The organism is Lysobacter enzymogenes (assembly GCF_900106525.1).
GTDB classification, from domain to species: domain Bacteria; phylum Pseudomonadota; class Gammaproteobacteria; order Xanthomonadales; family Xanthomonadaceae; genus Lysobacter; species Lysobacter enzymogenes.
On record NZ_FNOG01000003.1, the window covers coordinates 652,641 to 673,973 of the forward strand.

Below are 21,333 nucleotides of genomic sequence, written 5' to 3' on the forward strand. Positions count from 1 at the left end.
TGACAGTGCGCGGTCATCGTGGGCGCGGGCAACGAAGCCCTTCCCCCGCACACGGAGACGAACATGGCATTGAACGGTCCCGACTATTCCGGCCCCTCGGCCGCGCAGCTCAACGCGGCCCTGGTCAACACCAAGGCCGAGGTCGAAGCCGGGCAGGTCAAGGCGCCCGACGGTACCCGTCCGTTGGTGATCGAACCCGGCGACAACCTCAGCGCGATCGCGCAGCGCAACGGCACCTCGGTCGAACAACTGCTCAAGGACAATCCGCAGTGGTCGCTGGATCCGGCGGGCAACCCCGGCACGCGCGACGCCAGCCTGATCTATCCGGGCGAAGTGGTGTTCGTGCGTCCCTTCAGCGACAACGGCCCGCAGCAGACCAGCGCGGTCGGCGCCGACGGCCAGGCCACGTTCCAGAACCAGCGCGACGGCGTGCCGGTCGGCGAGCCGTACCAGGCGCAGGTGGCGCCGAACGGCTATCCGGCCAACAGCGAGATCGTCACCGCCGACGGCCTGTCGATACGCACCGACGCCAAGGGCGAGCCGCTGACCGGCCCCTACCACGGCACCGAGCAGCAGGGCACGGTGCACGGCGAACCGGCGTACCGCAGCTACAGCCAGGACTACGTCGACGGCGTACCGAGCGGGGCGAAACACTACTCGCCGGGCAAGATGTTCTGATCGCGCGCAACGTGATCGCGATCGCGAACGGGCGGCGGCGTGGGGCCGCCGTCCGTTTTTTTATCGACGCGTGATTGCGCATGCAACCGCGAACCAGCAACGCAAGCATGCCTTCCCCTTCCCGCAAGATCGCCGCGCCGCCGCGTCCCCAACTGTAGGAGCGGCGCAAGCCGCGACCGCGAACCCGCAGCGACGGCGCAAGTACGTTCCCGCCTTTGCGCCAGGTCGCCGCACCGCCGCATCCCAAACTGTAGGAGCGACGCAAGTCGCGACCGCGAAACCTCGCTTGCGTCGCAAGCGCGATGTCGCGGTCGCGACTCGCGTCGCTCCTGCAGTCGCAAACCAAACCGCGCCGCGGCCGCAGAAAAAAGAAAGGCGCGGCCGAGGCCGCGCCTTACGATCAAACCGATCGAGGGGGAGAGAGAGTCGCCGCCCGCGGCGTGCAAGCGCGGGCGGCGGGTGCCGCGATGACGCTTACCAGTAGAACTGCAGACGCGCGCTGAGGACGTTCGGGCTGTCGTCGACCACGCGGTTGAAGGTGCGGTTGTTGTACTGCGGGCTCTGCGAGTAGGTCGCGCTGGTCTTGCCGATGTAGCGCGAGCTGTCGACGATCGAGTAGTCCAGCATGAACTTGAAGTTCGAACGCCAGTACCAGTTGACGCCCACGGTCCAGGCGCTCATCTCGCCGCCGAGCACGCCGTCGACGATCGGAGCGGCGGTCGGGGTAGCGCCCGGACGCAGGCTGCCGTCGTTGAGATCGATCTTGTCGTAGCGCAGACCGACCTGCCACATGCCGCTGGCCGGCTCGTTGGGCAGCGGGGTGGTCGGCACGCCGGCCTTGTAGCCCCAGGTCTCGCCGGTGATGTTCCACAGGCCGCTGACGTACCAGCTGTCGGTGGTGTAGTCCTTGCCGGTCAGGGTCGCGGTCTTGTAGCGGTCGAGCGTGCTGCGCATGTACTCGGCCTGGACCTTGAACGGGCCGTGCACGTACATCGCCTCGGCGCCGATGATCGCCTGGGTGTCGACGTTGGTCAGGGTGCCCGAGTCGACCAGACGGCCGGCGGCCAGGTCGGCCTGCGGACGGGTGCGGATGCGCGAGCTGTTGTCGAGCACGCCGGTGTTGCCTTCCAGCACCGCATCCAGGTTCACGTAGGACAGGCCCAGGTGCAGGATGTTGCCCTTGTCGTTGATCGGGGCGAAGGTGCCGCGCAGGCCGTAGCCCTTGCCGTGCTTCTGGTTGCGGGTCAGCTCGTCGCCGAAGTAGCTGGCGGTCAGGCTCCAGTCGTTGGTGCCGTAGCTGTAGGCGACGCCGAGACGGCGGGCGATGCCGAAGGTGTTGGTCACCATCGCCTTGGAGATGAAGTCGTTGTTCTTGGTCGAGGACAGCTCTTCCATGCTGTTGGGCTGCTTGAACTGGCCGAACTGCAGGTAGTGGTTGCCGTCGCCGCCGATCTTGTACTTCAGGTTGACGTCGAGGAACTTGTCGGCCTTGGCGTCGTAGCCGGCGACCCACTCGACGTTGCCCGGGCCCTTGCCCTTGAGCACCAGCTCGGCGCGGCGCAGTTCCTGGTCGGTGTCCTTGCCGTCGGGCAGGTCGCCGTTGAGGTTCAGCACGTCGCTGTTGAAGTCGTTGTAATCCGCCTGGACCAGACCTTCGAAGGTGACTTCCGAGTCGCCGATGACGTCCAGAGCGATTTCCGCGTGCGCGGCGGGCGCGGCGAGCGCAGCGAACAACGCGACGGCAAGGGTGTTACGCGAGAGTTTCATTTGGTCTAGCCCTGAGGCGTGGAGAGATGGCGCGCAGGCTAGGGTGTAAAAGTTGCGTAAATGTGACAGGACTGACTTATTTCTTGGGCATGACCGCGGGATGACGCCGTTACAACTGTCAGATTGCGGCCGCAATACCCTTGCCGATCAAGCAGCTACGGGCTCCGGCTCGCCCGGCGTCTGGTCCGGGAAGCGACAAAGATCACGGATGGCGCAGTGCGGGCAATCGGGTTTGCGTGCCTTGCAAACGTAACGTCCGTGAAGGATCAGCCAGTGGTGAGCGTCCTGCAGGTAGCGATCGGGCACCACTTTGAGCAGCTTGTGCTCCACCGCCAGCACGTCCTTGCCCGGCGCCAGGCCGGTGCGGTTGGAGACGCGGAAGATGTGCGTGTCGACCGCGATGGTCGGCTCGCCGAAGGCGGTGTTGAGCACCACGTTGGCGGTCTTGCGGCCGACGCCGGGCAGCGCCTCGAGCGCGGCGCGCTCGCGCGGAACTTCGCCGCCGTGGCAGTCCAGCAACTGCTGCGACAGCGCGACGACGTTCTGCGCCTTGGTGTTGAACAGGCCGATGGTGGCGATGTACGGCTTGAGCCCGTCGACGCCGAGCGCGGCGATGGCCTGCGGCGTGTTCGCCACCGGGAATAGTTTGCGCGTGGCCTTGTTGACGCCGACGTCGGTGGCCTGCGCCGACAGCGCGACCGCGACCAACAGTTCGAACGCGGTGGTGTATTCCAGTTCGGTGGTCGGATGCGGGTCGAGCGATTGCAGCCGCGCGAACATTTCTTCGATCTGCGCCGGTTGCATTTGCGCGCCGGGGCGTTCGCGCACCTCGGCGTCGACGCGGCCGCTGGGCCGGGGCGGTTTCGCCGAGGGCTTGGTTGCGGCGGCGCGCTTGGTCGCGATTTTCTTCGCGGCGGTCTTTTTTGCAGCGACCTTCTTCGTCGCGGTTTTCTTTGTCGCGGCTTTTTTCGCGATGGTCTTGGCTGCGGGCGCCTTCTTGGCAGCGCTCGTCGGTGCAGCCTTTTTCGCCGCGGTCTTGCTCGCAGCGGCGGACGGAGAACGGGCGGACTTGGCTGGCCGGGAGGCGGGCGCGGTCTTGGGCATGCGGGGGCGGGCGAGGCGAGGGGAGCTGGAAGAATAAGGCCGTAGCGAGGCGGCTACGGCGTTCCGCGCTGGGCGGCCTTGGCCTTGGCGCGGGCCAGCGCAGCGGCGGCGGCGCTCGGCAAGGCCGGGCGGGGCGCTGTCTCGGCCGCGATGTTCGGCGCCGCGGCGGCGTTGCCGGCGGTCGCCGTTTCGGCCGCGACCTCGCCGATGGACGTTTGCTCGATGGCCGCCGCCGGCAGCGCCGGAGCGGCGCGCTGCGCCGCGCGTTCTTCGGCGCGGCGTTGCAGGCGACGGTCGCGCGCACGGTAGCGCTCGCGCGCGGCCAGCGCGCGCAGCCGCGCCTGGCGCGCGTCGCGGCTGCGCTGCGCGCACTCGGGCGCGCAGGCGATGCACACGCAAGTGCGGTCGAAGTCGGCGTCGAGCAGGCCGAGCGCGATCGCGGCGTCGAGATCGTCGTCGGCCAGCGCGCGCGCGATCGCATGCGCGCGCGCGCCGGACGGATCGGCGCAGGCGCACACGCAAGCGGTCGGCGCGCGGTCGCTCACGGCGCGGCTCAGCGGCCGGCGAACGCCGGCTTGCGCCGTTCCAGGAACGCGCCGGTGCCTTCGCGCATGTCGTCGGTGGAGAACATCAGGCCGAACTGCGCGGTCTCGTACTCCAGACCTTCTTCGATCCCGCATTCGCCGCCTACGGCGATGCAGTCGAGCACGCCGCGCAGCGCCAGCGGCGCCGACGCCGCCAGTTGCTCGGCGAGCTTGAAGGTTTCGGCTTCCAGTTCGGCCGCCGGCACCACGCGATTGACGATGCCCAACTGCTGCGCGCGCGCCGCGTCGATCGGCGCGCCGAGCAGGCACAGCTCCAGGGTCGCCGCGCGCCCGGCCAGGCGCAGCAGGCGCTGGGTGCCGCCGAAGCCCGGTATCAGGCCGAGGTTGATCTCCGGCTGGCCGATCTTGGCGCTGTCGGCGGCGATGCGCAGGTGGCAGCCCATCGCCAGTTCCAGCCCGCCGCCGAGGGCGAAGCCGTTGACCATCGCGATGACGGGCTTGGGCATTTTCTCGATCCGGCGCATGAGCTTCTGCCCGCGCAGGGAGAAATCGCGGCCCTGGACCGGGGTCAGGCCGTTCATTTCGGCGATGTCGGCGCCGGCCACGAAGGCCTTGGGGCCGGCGCCGGTGAGGACCACGGCGCGCACCGCCGGGTCGGCCGCGGCGGCCTCGAAGGCGGCCAGCAGGGCGTCCAGAGTGGCTGCATTGAGCGCATTCAGCTTGTCCGGACGGTTGACGGTGATCTGGCGCACGGCGCCGCGATCGGCGATCAGCAGGGGCGATTCGGTCATGTGATGGCCGTAGAATTCAAGGACTTGGGGGGATTGCGACCGCCGTTGAACTCCGCGCGTGCAGCGCGGTCGAAGCGGGCTGGCGTCAGTGGCGGTTAAGCGCTGCCGCCGGTATCCTAACCCGTCCTATCGGGGCCTTACGACCCGACAGACACAACATGCGGAGCATTGGAAGGTGCTCCAAGCTGATCGGGGCGGCGCATGTCGCCCCGTGCCATTACCGGAGGTTTCACCGAATGAAGTTGCGTTTGATTGCTGCCGCCGTCGCGGCCCTGGCTCTGACCGCCGGCAACGCCGTCGCGCAGGACACTTCTTCCGAGAAGGGCAAGCTTAGCTATGCGCTCGGCTACGACCTCGGCCGCAACGCCACCGAGAGCGGCGAAGCGGTCGATGTGAACACCATCATCAAGGGCCTGCAGGACGGCTACGCCAAGAAGCAGCCCTCGGTGCCGGTCGACCAGCTGCGCACCGCGGTGCAGAACATGCAGAAGCGCCAGGCCGAGAAGGCCAAGTCCGAATGGGACAAGGCCGCGGCCGAGAACAAGACCAAGAGCGACGCCTTCGTCAACGCCAACAAGGGCAAGGCCGGCGTGAAGGTGCTGCCGGGCGGCGCCCAGTACCGCGTGATCGAGAACGGCACCGGCGCCAAGCCGACCCAGGCCAGCACCGTGGCCCTGGAAGTGGCCGGTCCGTTCCCGTGGGGCGAGCGTCCGGCGCAGGCGCGTCCGGCCAACAGCATCCCCTCGATCAAGGTCAGCGAGATCGAAATGGCGGCGATGCGCGACGTGCTGCTGCAGATGCCGGCCGGTTCGAAGTGGGAAGTGACCCTGCCGGCCGAGAAGGCCTACGGCGCCGACCCGCGCACCCCGTTCCCGCCGAACGTGGCCGTGCAGTTCGAGATCAAGCTGGTCAGCGTCAAGTAATACCGGCCATCGCTGTTCTTCGCTTCAACGCACTTGCGCCGGCTCGTCCGGCGCAAGTCGTTTGTGGGGCGGGCGTCGCCGCGCTGCGCGGCCGCCCGCGGCTTCCCCCGCCGGCCGCGCCCGCCCGCGCGGCCCGGCTTTACCCGGCCGCGCCGCCAGGCACAATGGCGGCATGGCCCCGGTGGACGACATGACGACTTTTCGCGCAGTGCTGAGCCCTTGCATCGGCATCTGCCAACTCGACGACGACGGCCTGTGCCTGGGTTGCCACCGCACCACCGCCGAGATCGCGCGCTGGTCGCAAATGAACGACGACGAGCGCCTGCGCCTGATGGAACACGTGCTGCCGCAGCGCGAATCGGGCCGCGCATGAGCGCGCCGGCGATCCCGGCGGCGGGCGACTTCGGCCCGGATTTCCTCGCCGGCGATTCGCGCGCGCGCACCCGCCTGCTGGCCGCGCTGCATCCGCTCGACGCGGCGCCCGAAGACGACGGCTGGAACCTCGACGACCTGCACGGCCTGCTGCCGGACAACGCGCTGCGCGCGCAGGCGGCGGTGCTGGTCGGCCTGGTGCCGCGCGCGCACGGCGTGCAGGTGCTGCTGACCCGGCGCACCGATGGCCTGCGTCAGCACGGCGGCCAGGTCAGCTTTCCCGGCGGACGGATCGAACCCGACGACGAGGACGCGGTCGCCGCGGCGCTGCGCGAAACCTTCGAGGAGATCGGCGTGCCGCCCGCGCAGATCGCGCCGCTGGGCTTCCTCGATCCATTGGTCACCATCACCGGCTTCCGCGTGCTGCCGCTGGTGGCTACGGTCGATCCGGCCTACGCGGCCGCGCCCGATCCGGCCGAAGTGGCCGAGGTGTTCGAGGTGCCGCTGGCGTTCCTGCTCGATCCGGACAACCTCACCACCCGCACCCTGGAATACAAGGGACGCGCGCGCCACGTGCTGGAATACCGCTGGCCCGACCAGCGCATCTGGGGCGCGACCGCGTCGATGCTGCTCAACCTGCGACAACGCCTGGAGGCCGTGCGATGAGCGACTGGACCACCCTGGTTGCGGCCGAGGATCTGGCCGCGGCGCTGGGCCGCGACGATTTGATCGTGATCGACACGCGCACCTCGCTGAGCGATCGCGCCGCCAGCGAACAGGCCTATCGCGACGCGCACATTCCCGGCGCGCGCTACGCCGATCTGGATCGCGACCTGTCCGATCACCGCAAGCCCGGCGGCGGCCGCCACCCGTGGCCAGACGCGGCCGATTTCGTCGCCACGCTCGGCCGCTGGGGCGTGACGCCGCAGCACCAGATCGTGGTCTACGACGCCGCCGACGGCGCCCTGGCCGCTTCGCGCCTGTGGTTCCTGCTGCGCGTGCTCGGCCATCGCCGCGTCGCCGTGCTCGACGGCGGCTGGCAGCGCTGGAGCGCGCTCGGCCTGCCGACCGACGCCGAAGTGCCGGCGCCGCAGGCGACGCGCTACGAAGCCGATTACGACGCGCGCCGCCTGCTCGACGCGCAACAAGTGCGTTCGCTGCTCGATTCCGGCGGCCTGCTGATCGACGCGCGCGCGGGCGAGCGTTTCCGCGGCGAAGTCGAACCCTTGGACAAGGTCGCAGGCCACGTGCCCGGCGCGCGCAACCGCGCGTTCGCGCTGAACCTGGAAGACGGCCGCTTCAAGTCGCCGCAGGCGCTGGCGCAGGAATTCGCGCCGCTGCTGCAGGGGCGCGCGCCGCAACAGGTCGCGGCGATGTGCGGCTCCGGCGTCACCGCCTGCCATCACCTGCTGGCGCTGACGCACGCGGGCTTCGACGGCGCCGGGCTGTACACCGGCTCGTGGAGCGGCTGGATCGAAGACCCGCAGCGGCCGGTGGCGACTGGGGAGGCGTGAGCCTGGCGGTTCGTTTTTTGCCGTCTTTCCTGGGTCTTTTCCACGACAAGAAGGTTTCGCGTCCTTCGGCTTCGCGACGCCTCTTCCAAATCGTCATCCCCGCGAAGGCGGGGCATCCAGAGACTTCAGAGCCATGTTGCGGTGAGGCCCTGGATGTTCGGCTTCGCCGAAGTAAAGCAGAGCCCGCTTTCGCGGGAATGACGATAGGTAGGATTCGCGTCCTTCAGCTTCACTGCGTCTCTTCCAAGCCGTCATCCCCGCGAAGGCGGGGATCCAGAGACTTCAGAGCCATGTCGCGGTGAGGCCCTGGATTCCCGCTTTCGCGGGAATGACGATAGGTAGGTTTCGCGTCTTTCGGTTTCGCGATGCCCCTCCCAGGACGTCATCCCCGCGAAAGCGGGGATCCAGAGACTTCAGAGTCATGTCGCGATGAAGCCCTGGATGCCCGCGTTCGCGGGCATGACGGTAGGTGGGCTTCGCGGCGTCTCTTCCAAATCGTCCTCTGCGCGCCCGCATCGCATCGACACCATGAGAAAAGCGCCGCCGCTCCATGCGGAATCGGTGCATTGCATAACGTTATGACGGTGACGCCCATCGCGTAACCGCCGCGTCACATCCCGTTCCCATCCTTGCGCGCAATTCGCTCTTCAGGGGGAGCGCGCCATGTTGCGTGCCGCGGTGTCGTCGCTGTTGTTGTGCTGTTCGCTCGTGTTCGCCGCCGCAGCGCCGGCGCAGGAGGCCGAACGGGTCCGCGTCGCCGGCTCCAACACGCTGGCGCAGGCGCTGGTGCCGGGCGTTGCGCAGGCGTGGTTGCGCGATATCGGCTACGGCGACATCCAGGTGCGCACGCCGCGCCCGGCGCTGACCGAGATCCACGCCAGCCGCGACGGCCAGCCGCTGATCGTGGAGATCGCCGCCAGCGATTCGGCGCACGGTTTCGCCGACCTGGTCGAAGGCAACGCGCAGATCGCGATGATGTCGCGGCGGCCGAACGCGGCCGAGCTCGATGCTGGCTGGCAGCTCGGCGATCTGGCTTCGCAGGATCAGGAATTCGTGATCGCGCTCGACGGCGTGGCGGTGGTGGTCAACCGCGCCAATCCGATCGCGCGGCTGGACATGGAGCAACTGCGCGCGCTGTTCTCCGGCCGTTCACGCGACTGGCGCGAACTCGGCGGCGGCGCCGGCGAAGTGCGCTTGCACCTGGACGCCAGCGCCGGCGCGGTGCGCGATCTGATGAACGACAAGGTCATGCGCGGCAGCGCGTTCGGCGAGGCGCAGATGCATCGCGATGCGCGCGCGCTGGTCGCCGCGGTCGCGGCCGATCCGCTCGGCGTCGGGCTGATCCCGATCGGCGAGAGCTACGGCGCCGGCACCCGCCCGGTGGCGGTGTCCGACGGCGGCCGCGCGGTCGCGCCGACCCGCACCGACGTGCTCAGCGAGGACTATCCGCTGAGCCGCCGCCTGTATCTCTACGGCGGCCAGATGATGGGCGCGCTGAGCCGCAGCTTTGCGCTGTACGCGATGGGCCGCGGCGGCCAGCGCGCGGTGGCGCGCGCCGGCCACGTCGCGGTGACCCTGGTGCCGGGCCGTGCCCGGCCGACGACGCTGGGGCCGCTGGAATACCGGCAGATGGTCGAGCATGCGGTGCGCCTGCCGCTGAGCCTGCGCTTCAATTTCGCCGGCTCCGGCGAAAGCGCGGTGGCCGCCAGCGTCTACGACAGCCGCGCGGTGCGCGACCTCGACCGCCTGCGCAGCTTCATGCGCCTGCCGCCGAACCGCGGTCGCAGCGTGCTGGTGATCGGCTTCGCCGACGCCAGCGCCGGTTCGCCGATGGCCTCGATGATGATGAGCAACGACCGCGCCGATCTGGTCGCGCAGGAACTGGTCTCGCGCGGGATCAAGGTGCGGGTGGCGCGCGGCATGGGCACGGCGCTGGCGGTGGCCGGGCCGCGCGATCCGGTCGCGCGGTATCGCAACGAGCGGGTCGAGGTGTGGCTGTTGTGATCGGCGCAGCGATGGTTGCGTCGTAGCTGATACGACGCGGTCGCGGCTCGCGCCGCTCCTGCATGGGCTACCTGTAGGAGCGGCGCGAGCCGCGACCGCGAAAACGCGAACGCCGGCGCGAGCTAGAACCGCGCGATTACTTGCCGAGCTTCGCCACCAACGCCTTCAACGCCGCCTGCGTATCCGGCGAATACCAGGAGTCGACGAAGCGATCCAGCTCGATGTGCTCCGGCCGCAGCGCTTCGATCAGGTCGGCGCGGGCCAGCGCGCGGGTCTGCAGCATCGCGCTGCGCGGCAGGCTCAGCAGTTGCTGCAGCCACTCGCGCGCATGCGCGGCGACCTGCTCGATCTCCACCAACTCGTCGACCAGCCCGATCCGCAGCGCGGTGGCGGCGTCGACCATCGCCCCGGCCACCAGCAGGCGCTCGGCGCGATAAGTGCCGACCACGCGCCGCATCAGCCGCTGGATGCCTTCCGGCGCGACCAGGCCGACCTGGGTTTCGTTGAGGCCGATGCGGAAGTCGCCGGCGGCCATGACCCGGTAGTCGCAACACAGCGTCAGCACGCAGCCGCCGGCCGGAGCGTGGCCGGCGATCGCCGCGACCACCGGCACCTGCGCCGAGGCCAGCGCGCGCGCCAGGCCGAAGAACGATTGCCAGGCCAGCAGCAGGTGATCGCGCTGATCGCCGAGCGAAAGCAGATAGGGCACGTCCAGGCCCGCCGAAAACACCTTCGGGCCGCCGCTGAGCACGATGCCCTGGGCGCCCTGGCCGATGGCCTGCTCGACCGCCTCGCGCGCAGCGTTGCACAGCGCCGGGTTGAGCGCGTTGACCGGCGCGCGCGCCAGCTTGATTTCGACGATGTCGCCGTGGGTCTGGGTTTCTACGCAATTCATGGTTTGACGTCCTGGGGCCAGCGATAGCGCACGGTGTAGGTCAGCCTGGTTTCGCCCGCGGCGGGCACCGGCACTTCGAACTGCGCGCTGTGCGCGTCTTTCTTGGCCGCCGGCAGGCTGGACGACACGATCTCCCAATCGCTCCAGCGCGGCAAGGGCTCGACCACGCGGACCGTGGCCGGCGTCTTCTTCGCGTTCTTCAGGGTGATGGCGAACGATTCGGTCATCGTGCGTCCGGTACGGTCGAGGCGGAAATCGGTGGCCTCGCGCTTGGCGCTCAAGTCGAAGACCTTGCCCAGTTCGAGCTTGATCTCGGCGCCGGCCGGGGTGTGCTGCAGGCGCGCTTCGCCGAGGAAATCGCCGCCGTCGAACACGCGCACGCGGCCGGCCGGCAGCGGCAGGCCGAGGCCGGCGGCCTTGTCGTTGACGAACTCGACCTTGCTCAGCACCGGCAGATCCCCGGTCTGGCCGTTCTGGCCGCGGTCGATCAACGGCGTCGGCGGCTCCCAGCCGATGCCGCCGGAATCCAGCGCGTAGATGCGCTCGCACTTGACCGCCTCGTTGCGCGGAAACAGCGCGATGCGTTCGCTGCCGCCGTCGCGCAGGTTCACCGCTTGCGGCAGGTCGTAGGCGTGGTACTCGCCGGCGGCGCGTTCGACCGGCATCGGCGGCGCCGGCGCGGCTGCGGCCTCGGCATAGACCATGCGCGAGGCGGTGACTTCGATCCGGTCCAGCGCCGCGCCGCGCTGGCGATTGGGCTCGCCCGCGACCAGGCTCAGCTTGGCCGCGTCGAAGCCGCGGCCCGAGCGGTTGGCCACCAACGCCGCGCCGTCGAGCGCGAGCGCGCAGCCCGTGCCAGGCGCCAGCGTGGCCTGGTATTCGGCGCGCCAGGCCAGCCCGCCCATCGGGTAACTCAGCACGAACTCGGCGTCGCCGGCCTGTGCGGCCTCGACCGTCCATTGCAGCGACGAGCGGCGCGGCAGCGCGCCTTCGTTGTCGACCAGGCTGAAGCTGTCGTAGTTGCGGATCACCTTGATCCGGCCGTCGTCGAGGGCGAGGGTGAGGCCGTCGCCGGCGGCGAGCAGCACGCCGCTGTCGGTCTGTTTGGCGCCGCCGGCGGTGTGCTCGACCGCGACCTTGCGCCCGACCGCGCCGCTCATGATGCTCTGCGCGCCCGCGACCGCGGCGACGTAGCGCTGCGCGATCACGCCGACGCCGGGCGTGCGCGGGGTCAGGGTCGCGGCTTCGACGTCGATCGACGGCGGCAGCGGCGCTTCTTCCAGCGCGTTGGCGCCGCGCTTGAGCGATTCGCGCAGCGGCCGTTCCACCAAGGCATAGCCGGGCATGCCGGCGCTGGCGGCGCGGACGTTGGCCAGGGCTTCGTAGTCGCCGCTGTAGACGGTCAGGCGCAGCGCGCCGTCGTGTGCGGGACTGGGCTTGGAGGCTTTGGCGTCGCCGGCTTGCGGGCCGGACGCGGCGGCGGGACGGTCGCCGGAGGGGGCGCCGCCGCACGCGGCCAACAGGCCCGCGGCGAGCGCCGGCGCAAGCAAACGCAACGGCTGGTTCATCGTCAACTCCTTGATGGCCTGGGGGTTATGATAGGCCGATGAACGTATCGGGCTTGCGAATGGGGTTGGCGCTGGCGGCGCTGTTGGCCGCGGCTTGGATGAATGGCGCCGCGGCGAAATCGCCGGCGCCGGCGAAAGCCTGCGCGGCGCAGGTGCGCGATGGCTGGGTGCGCTTGCCGCCGATGCAGATGCCGATGATGGCCGGCTTCGGCCGCATCGAGAACCGCTGCGCGACGCCGGCGATCATCGTCGGCGTCAAGAGCGCGGCGTTCGCCGACGTGTCGCTGCACGAGACCCGCATCGTCGACGGCGTCAGCAAGATGCGCGCGCTGCCGGAGCTGCGCATCGCGCCCGACGGCGCGGCCGTGCTCAAGCCCGGCGGCATGCACCTGATGCTGATGCAGCCGCATGCGCCGCTCAAGGAAGGCAGCCGGGTGGCGATCGAGTTCGAATTGAAGGACGGCGGCTCGCTGCTGGGCGAGTTCGAGGTGCGCAAGGCCGCGCCGTAAAACGTCGTTGCGATTCTCCCTGTAGGAGCGGCGCGAGCCGCGACCGCGACAACCCAACTACGTCGAAACCTTCATCGTAGTTGGGTTGTCGCGGTCGCGGCTCGCGCCGCTCCTACAGGGGTCTATCGCGGGATCAGCGCGGGGTGCAGGCGGCGCGCACGGGCTCGGGCAACGCGGCCGGCTGGCCGGTTTCGCGATGGATCCACACCATCACCACGTTGCCGTCGCAGTACAGCGCGCTGGGGTCGTCGGCGCCGACGATGCGGTGGCCGACGCTGAGGCTGGTATTGCCCAGGCGTTCGACGAACAGCTCGACGTCGATCTCGTTGGGCCACTCGATCGGGCGGCGGTAGTTCAGATGTGCGGCGGCGACCACCGGCGCGACGTGCTCGTCCATGCCGTGGCCGGGCAGGGTCACCATCCAGCGCAGGCGCGCTTCCTCGAGGTAGCTGAGGAACTTGGAGTTGTTGACGTGGTTGAACGCGTCCAGGTCGCGCCAGCGCACCGACAGCGGCACGCGGATCAGCGCGGTGTGGGCGACGGCCGAGTTTTCCACCAACTGCGCCGGTGCGGGCTGCGGCGCGGCTTGCGGCTGCGGACGCGGCGCTTCCGCGCGTTGCGCCTGCTCCGAACGGTGACGCTCGCGTCGTTGCTGCTTCGAACGCGGCGCGTTTGCGGCGGACTGTGTGGCGGGTTGCGCGGTCTGCGGGGCAGCAGGTTGCGCCGCCGGAGCGGGCGCAACTGCAACCGTCGATTCCACCGCGGCCGGCTTCGCCACGACCGGCTGCGTTGCGGCCGGCTCTGTTGCAGTCGGTTCCGATGCGGCCGATTCCGACACAGCCGGCTGCAACCCGATCGCTTCGGAAACGACCGCCGCGCCAGCGGATTCCGCCGTTGCCGCAACCGCTGCGTCCTGAGGTTTGCGCTTGCGCGGCGCACGCTTGCGCGGCGCCGCTTTCTTGCTGGCCTTCGTGCCGGCCTGTGCGCCGGCTTCGGGCTGGTTTTCGTTGTTGCTATCGCTCATGCGGCGGATTTCTTCTTGGCGCGCGCGGGCGGCGCGTCGGTCTTGGGTTTGGTCTTGGCGGCGGCCTTGGCCGGCTTCTTGTCGCTGCCGGCCTTGGCCGTCGACGGTTCGCCCGGCACCGGCATGCCCAGCAGCGGCGCCAGGAAGCGGCCGGTGTAGGACTGCGGCAGCGAGGCGATGTGCTCGGGCGTGCCGGTGGCGAGGATGGTGCCGCCGCGATGGCCGCCTTCCGGACCCAGGTCGATGACCCAGTCGGCGGTCTTGATGACGTCGAGGTTGTGTTCGATCACGACCACGGTGTTGCCGTCGTCGCGCAGGCGGTGCAGCACCGCCAGCAGATGCTCGATGTCGTGGAAGTGCAGGCCGGTGGTGGGTTCGTCGAGGATGTACAAGGTGCGGCCGGTGTCGCGCCGCGACAGTTCCTTCGACAGCTTGACGCGTTGCGCTTCGCCGCCGGACAGCGTGGTCGCGCTCTGGCCCAGCTTGATGTAGCTCAGGCCCACGTCCATCAGCGTTTCCAGCTTGCGGCCGATGCTGGGCACGTTCTCGAACAGCGCCAGCGCCGCCTCGACCGTCATCTCCAGCACGTCGTTGATGTTGTAGCCCTTGTACAGGACTTCCAGCGTCTCGCGGTTGTAGCGCTTGCCGTGGCAGACATCGCAGGGCACGTACACGTCGGGCAGGAAGTGCATCTCGACCTTGATCAGGCCGTCGCCCTGGCAGGCCTCGCAGCGGCCGCCGCGCACGTTGAAGCTGAAGCGGCCCGGCGAGTAGCCGCGCGCGCGCGCTTCGGGCACCTGCGCGAACAGCTCGCGCAGCGGCGTGAACAAGCCGGTGTAGGTGGCCGGGTTCGAACGCGGGGTGCGGCCGATCGGCGACTGGTCGATGTCGACGACCTTGTCGAACAGCTCGATGTTCTCCACCGCCTTGTGCGGCGCCGGCGTCTGCGCCGCGCCGTTGAGCTCGTTGGCGGCGATGACGTAGAGCGTGTCGTTGATCAGGGTGGACTTGCCCGAACCCGACACGCCGGTGACGCAGGTCAGCAGCCCGGCCGGAATCGCCAGATCGACGTCCTTGAGGTTGTTGCCGGTGGCGCCACGCAGGTGCATCGTGGCCTTCGGGTTGGGCTTGTGGCGGTTCTTCGGGATCTCGATCTTGCGCTTGCCGCTGAGGTATTGGCCGGTCAGCGAGCGCGGCGCCTTGAGCAGGTCGTGCAGCGTGCCTTGCGCGATCACCTCGCCGCCGTGCACGCCGGCGCCGGGGCCGATGTCGACGACGTGGTCGGCCAGGCGGATCGCGTCCTCGTCGTGCTCGACCACGATCACCGTGTTGCCCAGGTCGCGCAGGCGGGTCAGGGTGCCGAGCAGACGCTCGTTGTCGCGCTGGTGCAGGCCGATCGACGGCTCGTCGAGCACGTACATCACCCCGACCAGGCCGGCGCCGATCTGGCTGGCCAGACGGATGCGCTGGGCTTCGCCGCCGGACAGCGAGTCGGCCTTGCGTTCCAGGGTGAGGTAATCCAGGCCGACGTCGACCAGGAAGCGCAGGCGGTCGACGATCTCCTTGACGATCTTGACCGCGATCTCGCCGCGCCAGCCCGGCAGTTGCAGGGTCTTGAAGAAATTCAGCGCTTCGTCGACCGGCAGCACCACCAGTTCCGGCAGCGGGCGCTCGGCCACGAACACGTTGCGCGCGGCGCGGTTGAGGCGCGCGCCGCCGCAGTCGGGGCAGGGGCGCTGGCTGATGAACTTGGCCAGTTCCTCGCGCACCGCCGCCGATTCGGTCTCGCGGTAGCGCCGCTCCAGGTTCGGCACGATGCCTTCGAAGCGGTGCTTGCGCTGACTGCGGCCGCCGCTTTCGGTGATGTAGTTGAAGCTGATCAGCTCGTCGCCGCTGCCGTACAGCACCGCCTTCTGCTGCACGGCGCTGAGCGACTGCCACGGCGTGTCGACGTTGAACTTGTAGTGCTTGGCCAGCGACTGGATCAGCTGGAAGTAATAGGCGTTGCGGCGATCCCAGCCGCGCACCGCGCCGGCGGCGAGCGACAGCTCCGGATGCACGACCACGCGCGCCGGATCGAAGAACTCGGCCACGCCGAGGCCGTCGCAGGTCGGGCAGGCGCCGACCGGCGAGTTGAACGAGAACAGCCGCGGCTCGAGTTCCGGCAGCGAGTAGTCGCAGACCGGGCAGCTGTACTTGGACGAGAACAGCAGCGGCGCGGCGTCGTCCTTGTCCAGCGACATCACCTGGGCCATGCCGTCGCCGAGCTTGAGCGCGGTTTCGAAGGATTCGGCCAGGCGCTGCTTGAGGTCTTCGCGCGGACGGAAGCGGTCGACCACCGCCTCGATGGTGTGCTTGACCCGCAGCGCCAGCGGCGGCACCGCGTCGATTTCGTATAGCGCGCCGTCAACGCGCACGCGCACGAAGCCTTGCGCGCGCAGTTGCTCGAACACCTGGGCGTGCTCGCCCTTGCGCTCGCGGATCACCGGCGCCAGCAGCATGTAGCGCTGCTCCGGGTCCAGCGCGATCGCCTGGTCGACCATCTGGCTGACGGTCTGCGCTTCCAGCGGGTAATGGTGGTCCGGGCAACGCGGGCTGCCGACGCGCGCGTACAGCAGGCGCAGGTAGTCGTAGACCTCGGTGATCGTGCCCACGGTCGAGCGCGGATTGTGCGAGGTGGATTTCTGCTCGATCGAGATCGCCGGCGACAAGCCTTCGATGTGGTCGACATCGGGCTTTTCCATCACCGACAGGAACTGCCGGGCATAGGCCGACAGCGACTCGACGTAGCGGCGCTGGCCTTCGGCGTAGATCGTGTCGAAGGCCAGCGAGGACTTGCCCGAACCGGACAGTCCGGTGATCACGATCAGCTTGTCGCGCGGCAGATCGAGATCGATGTTCTTGAGGTTGTGCGTCCGCGCGCCGCGGATGCGGATGTAGTCCAGCGCCATCGGGTGCCTGCAAGGGGGAGGGTCGCCGGCGCGGAAGGCGACGGCGAACAGGGGAGCGTATCGAGTGGGGAAGATGGGGGCAAATCCGCGCAACGGAAGATGCGACGGGGCGCGCGGGCGATGTCATCGCAGCCCCGTGGGGCTTGGCTCGCGCGGCGCGCGGGGCACCCGGACGGGCGCTCGGCGGCGTGGCGCGGAATGCGCAAATGCGCGGCCCATAAGCCTGTGGCAGGGCCTTTGTAGTCTGTGGGAGGGCCTTCAGGCCCGACGCTCTTGTCCCCGATCGCGGCGACCTGAGCCAACAGCCTCGGGCCTGAAGGCCCTCCCTCAAGGACACGGTCTTGGCCGCGTCTGTCGTCTTTGTTCAGTTTCGGGCGGTCGCGGCCGCTCGCGGCGGCCGGCGGCCCGTTCGATTCAGGGCGCTACTTGACCTGATTGAAGCGCACCGGCGTCGCCGTCGTCCCGGTTTCGCCGCGGGTATCGAGCGCGCCGGGGTTGGCGCCGGCGACGATCAGCTGGACCTTGACCGCCTCGGCGCGCTGGCGCGAGAGGATCTCGTTGTCGGCCGGCTGGCCGGCGCCGCCGCCCGGGCCGACGATCTCGTAGCGCGCGTCCTTGGGCCCGGCGGCCAGGGCCTTGGCCGCGCGGCTGAGGATGTCCAGGCTGGCCGGAGCGATGCGCGCGCCGCCTTCCTCGAAGCGCACCTCGATCTTGTTCAGCGCCTGCACGATCTCGCCGGCGCCGGACTTGCCCGGCACCAGCGCGGCCAAGGCCTGCGCCGCGGCGTCGCTGGACGCGGCTTCGCCGCCCACGCCCTCGAACAGGCCGCCGTAGCGGAAACCGGGGAACAGGGTCTTGGCCTTGTCCAGCAGCAGCGCGCGGTCGGCGTCGTTGACCTGGCCGCTGAGTTCGATGCTCTGGCCTTCGAAGGTGACCGCGACGCCGGGCATGCTCAGCGCGGCGACGAACTGCGGCAGCTTGTCCTGCCACGGCGCCGGCTTGACCGCCTTGCCGACCTCCAGGTCGCCGGAGATCTGGCCGGCGTAGGCCTGGGCGAGGGCGATGCTGAGCGCCTTGCGGGTGGCTTCGCTGTCGATCCGGCCGTCGTAGCGGATCGCGCCGTTGTTGTTGGCCAGGCCGAGCCGGGCTTCGACCGGCGCGACCGGCGTGGCCGCAGGCGCGGCGGCCGCATCGGCGGCGGGCGCGGCGTCGCCGGCGGGCGCCGCGTCGCGCTTGCAGGCGCTCAGGCCGGCGAGGGCGGCCAGCAGCGCGGCGCCGGCGAGCATGCCGGGGCGGGAAAGTCGGGTGGTGCGGTTGCGATCGGTGCGGGCAGTGCGCATGGAGTCTCCGCTGGACGGGGCTGCGAGGAAACGGGGTGGCGCGGGCGGTTCGCTGGGGGAATGGAGCTCGCGGCAAGTGGAGCCGTGTGGCGCGTGCTACGGGTGGACGCTGTGGCGAGTGCGGTGGCGGGTGCGATGGATGGAGCGGTGGCTACGATCCTACCTACCGTCATTCCCGCGAACGCGGGAATCCAGGGCTTCACTGCGATGATGCCGCGAGGCCTGGATTCGATACCGCCGCGCATCAGGTCCACCGGCGTTCTCGCTCGAAACCCCCTGGATTCCCGCATTCGCGGGAATGACGATAGGAAAGAAAAACCTCCTCCCCACCCGCAAACACGAAGGGCCCGGCGCACCGGGCCCTTCGCTTATCGCCTTGCTCGGATCAACGGCTCGAGTTGTAGGTGATCTCGACCGGATCGTCGCATTCCTGCGTACCGTTGTTGCACACCTTGTAGCTCATGGTGCCGCTGCCGATGATGCGGAAGGTATCGGTATTGGCGCCGGTGTTGCGGACGGTCTTGAGGATCGCGCCGTTGCGCCAGATGTCGATGTTCTTCTTGCCCTTCTCCCACGACAGGTTGACCGAGGTGCGGTGGTTCGGCAGCGCGCTGGCCTTGGCTTCGAGACGGCGCGGATAGTTCGCGTCGACGAAGCTGGGGTACAGCGAGATGCCGGCCGAAGCGCGGTAGCCCTTGATCTGCACGTACCACACGCCGCCCTTCGGAGTCGGGAAGAAGCAGGTCTCGTTGTTGGACGAGGTGAACGGACGGCAGTCGTACGAGGTGCTGGTCGGCTCGGCGCCGTACTTGACGTAGATGTCCGAGTCGCCGGTGCCGCTGTACATGGCGAACAGCAGGTTCGACGCGCCGTTGGGCACCAGCAGCTGATAGCGCAGGATGCCGTTGGCGCCGACCTCGATGTTGGTCACGGTGATGCCGTTCTCCAGCTCGGTCGCCGGTTCCGGTTCCGGCACCTGCGGATCCGGCGGCAGCGCTTCGCTGCCCTTGGCCACGGCGACGGCGTAACGCGCGTCGACGATGCCCGAGCCGCACCAGTTGCTCCAGCTGCAGCCGCCCGGCTGGCCGCCGACGTGGGCGGTGTTGACCAGGATCTTCTCGATCTCGGCCGGGGTCTTCGGCGTAGCCGCCGCCGACTGCATCAGCGCGACCACGCCGGCCACGTGCGGAGCGGCCATCGAGGTGCCGGCCATCCACGCATAGCCTTCGCCTTCCTGGCCCTGCAGGCCCAGGTTGAGGGTCGACAGGATGTTGTCGGCCGCCGGCTGCGCGCCGGAACCGCCGGGCGCGGCGACGTCGATCTTGTTGCCGAAGTTGGAATAGCTCGCCAGCGAACCGGCCGGGCCGACCGCCGCAATCGCGATCACGTTGTCGCAGTTGGCCGGCGAGAAGTTGGCCACGTCGCCGCTGGAGTTGCCGGCGGCGATGACCACGGTGGTGCCGCGCGCGCGCGCCGCAGCGAACGCGGTCTGCTCGGCCGCGCTGCACGCGCCCGAACCGCCCAGGCTGAGGTTGATGACTTCGGCCGGCGTGGCGTTGTTCGGCACGCCGGTGACGCTGCCGCCCGAGGCCCAGGTCACCGCGTCGATGATGTCGGAGGTGTAGCCGCCGCACTTGCCCAGCACGCGCACCGGCTGGACCTTGGCGTTGGGCGCGACGCCGGCGACGCCGACGCCGTTGTTGCTCACCGCGGCGATGGTGCCGGCCACGTGGGTGCCGTGCCAGCTGCTGTCCTCGGGAATGCCGAAGATGTTGCACTCGCCGTCGTGCCAGTCGCCCGGATCGTTCGGATCCGCATCGCGGCCGTCGCCGTCGACGCTGACTTCGGGATCGTCGATGAAGTCGTAGCCCGGCAGGATGTTGGCGTTGAGATCGCTGTGCGGGGTGATGCCGGTGTCGAGCACCGCGACCACGATGCCGTCGCCCTTGGCGATGTCCCAGGCCGGTTCCAGGTTCAGGCCGCCCGGGCCGTTCTTGTAATGCCACTGCTGGGCGTAGCCCGGATCGTTGGGCACCATCGAACGGGTCTTCCACGCGTCGCGCACGACCTCGACGATGCTCGAGTCGTTCTTCATCAGCTCGATCGCCAGATCCTTGATGGCGGCGTCGTCGAGCTGGGTGTCGGTCTTGATCAGCTGCGAACCGGTGGCCAGCGTGCGCAGCGGCTTGATGCCGATGCCGAGCGTGGCCGCGGCCTTGGCGTACTGCTGGTTCATCGCCGCCGCGCTGACCTTGGCGGCGGCGCCCGGCGCGCGGGTGATGATGAAGCGATTGGTGGTGGTCGGCTGCGTCAGCTTGGCCGAGGCGAGCTTGGCCGCCTTCGGCGATGCGGCGGCCTTGGCGGCCGGTACCTTGTTGAACGTCGGCAGCTTGCCGCCGGAATAGGCGACCGGTGCGATCACCACGGCAGTCGCCAGCGCCAGAGCGGTCCATTTCATCGAACGTGCTTTGCGAGTCATGACAAACTTCCTTGATCCTTCGTTGCGCATGATCCCCTTCGCATCCCCTGTCGAGCGTCGGGCCTTGGTCCGCGCAGGCGCCGTGGCGGCCGCCGTCGCGGGACTTGCTTAGCGCGACGCGCGCGGCGCGTCGCCGGCGCGTAGCGGCATGCTTCGCGCGCAGCCGCCCGTTCCCATGCGCTGTAAGCGGCGTGGAAGGCGCTCAGTCGTGCGTGCGTGGGCGCAGGGGCGGGCCGCTGCGCCGGTTACCGGTCTACGGATGAGACTGCTGGTTGAAGACTGAAAGCCCATGCAGGACGCCCCCACTACCGCGTATCGCGACTGCACCATGCTGGCGCGCGTGCGTCGCACGCGCTGCGCAAGGACGGTGCCGTTCCATGTCGCGCGACCCCCTGCAAGTCGCCCGCGTTCGAAGCTAATTGAGCGCGCAGGTGACGTGCAAGTGTCATCGAAGCCGTGCCAGCGCGATGAATGCGACTGAGCGCACAGACGCGAATACCGCGGTTTTTCTGCGCTTTCGCGGTGCGGCGCGCGCAGGCCTGGATTTGCAGGCGTTTTTTCGTTTCCGCACGTCGCCGCGGCGATGCGCGCGGTTTTTTCCGGCGAAAAATTTTCTTTCGGAAGTGTGAACTTCGTCGGCGCGCTTTCTGATGCGCTGCGGGCGATTTTCTTGCGCTTTGCCACTGTTCTTGCATTCGCATGCGACGCGATGCGAGCGCGGTGCGCGCTCGCGCGCGAATTTGTTTCTGTTGTGGAATCGCCGGCGCGGGCGAATGAAAGTGCACGCCAGTGCGATCGAGATCGCGCGATGGAGCGGGCCGGCGTTGCATCGCTGCAACATGGGCGCGGAGCGGATCGGAGAGGTCGTC

Annotated in this window: 16 protein-coding genes and 1 pseudogene; 7 read left to right on the forward strand and 10 right to left on the reverse strand. The window is 69.2% G+C overall.

Going from position 1 to position 21,333, the window contains the following annotated elements; genetic code table 11:
* Positions 1 to 63 precede the first annotated feature (63 nt).
* Positions 64 to 678, forward strand: coding sequence for a LysM peptidoglycan-binding domain-containing protein (locus tag BLU84_RS10675; RefSeq protein ID WP_083382486.1), 615 nt, complete (start codon positions 64 to 66; stop codon positions 676 to 678).
* Positions 679 to 1,152: 474 nt separating this feature from the next.
* Here the strand turns inward: BLU84_RS10675 and BLU84_RS10680 are convergent, their stop codons facing one another.
* The 4 genes from BLU84_RS10680 to BLU84_RS10700 form a co-directional block, all read right to left on the reverse strand.
* Positions 1,153 to 2,445, reverse strand: a complete 1,293-nt coding sequence (locus BLU84_RS10680; protein WP_074866270.1) for an OprO/OprP family phosphate-selective porin — start codon at positions 2,443 to 2,445, stop codon at positions 1,153 to 1,155.
* Positions 2,446 to 2,592: 147 nt separating this feature from the next.
* Positions 2,593 to 3,249, reverse strand: a complete 657-nt coding sequence (gene nth / locus BLU84_RS10685; RefSeq protein WP_074866667.1) for an endonuclease III — start codon at positions 3,247 to 3,249, stop codon at positions 2,593 to 2,595.
* Positions 3,250 to 3,602: 353 nt separating this feature from the next.
* A complete protein-coding gene (locus BLU84_RS10695) occupies positions 3,603 to 4,025 on the reverse strand; it encodes a hypothetical protein (RefSeq protein ID WP_074866668.1) in 423 nt (140 codons plus the stop codon).
* A 77-nt stretch (positions 4,026 to 4,102) separates the two neighbouring features.
* Positions 4,103 to 4,885 carry an enoyl-CoA hydratase/isomerase family protein gene (locus BLU84_RS10700; protein WP_074866277.1) on the reverse strand — a complete coding sequence of 261 codons (783 nt, stop codon included), beginning with the start codon at positions 4,883 to 4,885 and terminating at the stop codon, positions 4,103 to 4,105.
* Between the two features lie 236 nt (positions 4,886 to 5,121).
* Between BLU84_RS10700 and BLU84_RS10705 the strand changes: the two genes are divergently transcribed.
* From BLU84_RS10705 to BLU84_RS10725, 4 genes and pseudogenes are all read left to right on the forward strand, one after another.
* Positions 5,122 to 5,808, forward strand: coding sequence for an FKBP-type peptidyl-prolyl cis-trans isomerase N-terminal domain-containing protein (locus BLU84_RS10705; RefSeq protein WP_074866280.1), 687 nt, complete (start codon positions 5,122 to 5,124; stop codon positions 5,806 to 5,808).
* A 172-nt stretch (positions 5,809 to 5,980) separates the two neighbouring features.
* Positions 5,981 to 6,846 (forward strand): annotated as a pseudogene (locus BLU84_RS10715) (NUDIX hydrolase).
* Complete coding sequence (locus tag BLU84_RS10720; protein ID WP_074866289.1) at positions 6,843 to 7,694, forward strand: sulfurtransferase; 852 nt, start codon at positions 6,843 to 6,845, stop codon at positions 7,692 to 7,694. The pseudogene BLU84_RS10715 and the gene BLU84_RS10720 overlap by 4 nt, the downstream one beginning before the upstream one ends.
* Before the next feature lie 663 nt (positions 7,695 to 8,357).
* Positions 8,358 to 9,698, forward strand: a complete 1,341-nt coding sequence (locus tag BLU84_RS10725) for a substrate-binding domain-containing protein (RefSeq protein WP_074866292.1) — start codon at positions 8,358 to 8,360, stop codon at positions 9,696 to 9,698.
* Between the two features lie 136 nt (positions 9,699 to 9,834).
* Here BLU84_RS10725 and BLU84_RS10730 read toward each other — a convergent pair whose 3' ends face one another.
* Positions 9,835 to 10,593: an enoyl-CoA hydratase/isomerase family protein gene (locus BLU84_RS10730; RefSeq protein ID WP_074866297.1), complete on the reverse strand. Its 759-nt coding sequence runs from the start codon at positions 10,591 to 10,593 to the stop codon at positions 9,835 to 9,837.
* Positions 10,590 to 12,161, reverse strand: coding sequence for a DUF4139 domain-containing protein (locus BLU84_RS10735; protein ID WP_074866301.1), 1,572 nt, complete (start codon positions 12,159 to 12,161; stop codon positions 10,590 to 10,592). The genes BLU84_RS10730 and BLU84_RS10735 overlap by 4 nt, the downstream gene beginning before the upstream one ends.
* A 38-nt stretch (positions 12,162 to 12,199) precedes the next feature.
* Between BLU84_RS10735 and BLU84_RS10740 the strand changes: the two genes are divergently transcribed.
* The gene (locus BLU84_RS10740) at positions 12,200 to 12,670 is read left to right on the forward strand and encodes a copper chaperone PCu(A)C (RefSeq protein WP_233431114.1); all 471 of its coding nucleotides are present in this window, start codon (positions 12,200 to 12,202) and stop codon (positions 12,668 to 12,670) included.
* A 133-nt stretch (positions 12,671 to 12,803) separates the two neighbouring features.
* On the opposite strand, the gene BLU84_RS27745 is transcribed toward BLU84_RS10740, so the two are convergent.
* Positions 12,804 to 13,226, reverse strand: a complete 423-nt coding sequence (locus BLU84_RS27745; protein WP_074866671.1) for an acyl-CoA thioesterase — start codon at positions 13,224 to 13,226, stop codon at positions 12,804 to 12,806.
* A gap of 464 nt (positions 13,227 to 13,690) precedes the next feature.
* Positions 13,691 to 16,645 carry an excinuclease ABC subunit UvrA gene (uvrA, locus tag BLU84_RS10750; protein WP_074866306.1) on the reverse strand — a complete coding sequence of 985 codons (2,955 nt, stop codon included), beginning with the start codon at positions 16,643 to 16,645 and terminating at the stop codon, positions 13,691 to 13,693.
* Between the two features lie 246 nt (positions 16,646 to 16,891).
* On the opposite strand from uvrA, the gene BLU84_RS28515 reads away from it, so the two are divergent.
* Positions 16,892 to 16,942, forward strand: a complete 51-nt coding sequence (locus BLU84_RS28515; RefSeq protein WP_425479358.1) for a DUF6053 domain-containing protein — start codon at positions 16,892 to 16,894, stop codon at positions 16,940 to 16,942.
* A gap of 125 nt (positions 16,943 to 17,067) precedes the next feature.
* Here BLU84_RS28515 and BLU84_RS10755 read toward each other — a convergent pair whose 3' ends face one another.
* Together BLU84_RS10755 and BLU84_RS10760 are read right to left on the reverse strand one after the other, a co-directional pair.
* On the reverse strand, positions 17,068 to 17,985 hold the full coding sequence (locus BLU84_RS10755) for an OmpA family protein (protein WP_139174912.1): 918 nt from the start codon (positions 17,983 to 17,985) through the stop codon (positions 17,068 to 17,070).
* A 385-nt stretch (positions 17,986 to 18,370) separates the two neighbouring features.
* Entirely contained in the window at positions 18,371 to 20,464 is a 2,094-nt protein-coding gene (locus tag BLU84_RS10760) for a S8 family serine peptidase (RefSeq protein WP_170849141.1), read from the reverse strand.
* Positions 20,465 to 21,333 lie beyond the last annotated feature (869 nt).